Origin of the sequence: Niveispirillum lacus, from assembly GCF_002251795.1 — a bacterium.
Lineage (GTDB): Bacteria > Pseudomonadota > Alphaproteobacteria > Azospirillales > Azospirillaceae > Niveispirillum > Niveispirillum lacus.
This window is the reverse complement of record NZ_NOXU01000002.1, coordinates 1-1512: the sequence shown is the minus strand read 5'-3', so window position 1 is coordinate 1512 and position 1512 is coordinate 1. Positions and strand designations below refer to the sequence as shown.

At 61.6% G+C, this 1512-nt stretch carries 1 protein-coding gene; it reads right to left on the bottom strand.

What is annotated here, in order from left to right; translation table 11 throughout:
• Nucleotides 1-73: 73 nt before the first annotated feature.
• Nucleotides 74-1425, bottom strand: a protein-coding gene (locus tag CHU95_RS00015; RefSeq protein ID WP_094452474.1) for an IS3 family transposase whose coding sequence is annotated in 2 segments (ribosomal slippage) — nucleotides 74-1089 and nucleotides 1089-1425 — 1353 coding nt in all. Because the reading frame shifts where the segments join, the coding sequence is not laid out codon by codon here.
• Nucleotides 1426-1512 lie beyond the last annotated feature (87 nt).

The window sequence follows — 1512 nt, the reverse complement described above, 5'->3', positions numbered from 1 at the left end:
TGTCCGTCGTCGAAACAACTGGGACATCGGGATGAATTTGTGAACGGAGGATCTGGCTCGTAGCGGGTTGATGTTAAGCGGCTTGGCTTTGGTGGCACAAGCGCCTGTGCTGGATGGTCTGCTTTTTGATTTTTGCCCGCCGTGCCAGGATGGCGGAGCCACGGCCGTAATAGACATCTGCGGGCGTCAGGTTGCCGATGCTTTCATGATATCGGCGGTGGTTGTAATGGTCGACGAAACCCTGGATTTTGGCTTCCAGATCACCGGGCAGGAAATAGTTTTCCAGCAGGATGCGGTTCTTCAGGGTCTGGTGCCAACGTTCGATTTTTCCCTGGGTCTGGGGGTGGTTTGGCGCGCCGCGGACATGGTCCATGCCCTTGTCTTCCAGCCATTCGGCCAGATCGCCGGCGATATAGGACGCGCCATTGTCGCTGAGCAGGCGGGGCCGGTGGGCGACCGCGACCTGATCACAGCCCGAGGCTTCCAGCGCCAGGGTCAAAGTGTCGGTAACGTCCTGGGCCCGCATGGTCGTGCACAGCTTCCAGGCGACGATGTAGCGGGAATAATCATCCAGAATGGTCGACAGGTAGAACCAGCCCCAGCCGATGACCTTGAGATAGGTGAAATCGGTTTGCCACATCTGGTTGGGCCGGGTCGTCTTGTCGCGGAATTCCTCGGCCGCCTTGATCACCACGAAGGCCGGGCTGGTGATCAGGTCATGGGCCTTCAGCAGCCGATAGACCGAGGCTTCCGAGACGAAATAGCCCCTGCTGTCGGTGAATTTCACCGCCAGTTCACGCGGTGACAGGTCCGGCGCCTCCAGGGCCAGTTCGACCAGCTGCTGGCGCACCGCGTCAGGGATGCGGTTCCACACCCGGCCCGGCGCGCTGGTCCGGTCGGCCAGACCGCCTTCACCTTCGGCCCGATAGCGTGCATACCAGCGATAGAAGGTGGTGGCGGGAATGCCCAGCCTGTCCAGGGTCCGGCGCAACGGCAGGTGCGACGCCTCGACCAAGCGGATGATCTCCAGTTTTTCGGATGCGGGATATCTCATTCCTCGTCGCCCCCATCCGCGATCATGCTTTTTTTGAGCAGGCGGTTTTCCAGGGTCAGGTCGGCGACCACTTCCTTCAGGTCGCGCATCTCGCGCCGCAGGTCCTTGACCTCGCCCGTACTGGCCTGGCGGGCCGTGTCGCCCGACAGGCGCTTCTTGCCAGCCTCCAGGAATTCCTTGGACCAGCTATAATACAGGCTCTCGGCGATGCCTTCCCGCCGGCACAGCTCCGCGATGCTGTCCTCGCCGCGAAGGCCCGACAGCACGATGCGGATCTTCTCCTCCGCCGAATAATGCTTGCGCGTCTGCCGCCGGATGTCCCGGACAACCTGCTCGGCACCCGATGTCGGCGCCATGGATTTCTGCCTCATCTGCGTTCCCTTCGGTCACTACGATGAGCCAGAAATCCTCCGTTGCGCAATCACCCGCTTCTGTCCCACAGGGGCTGATGCCGGACA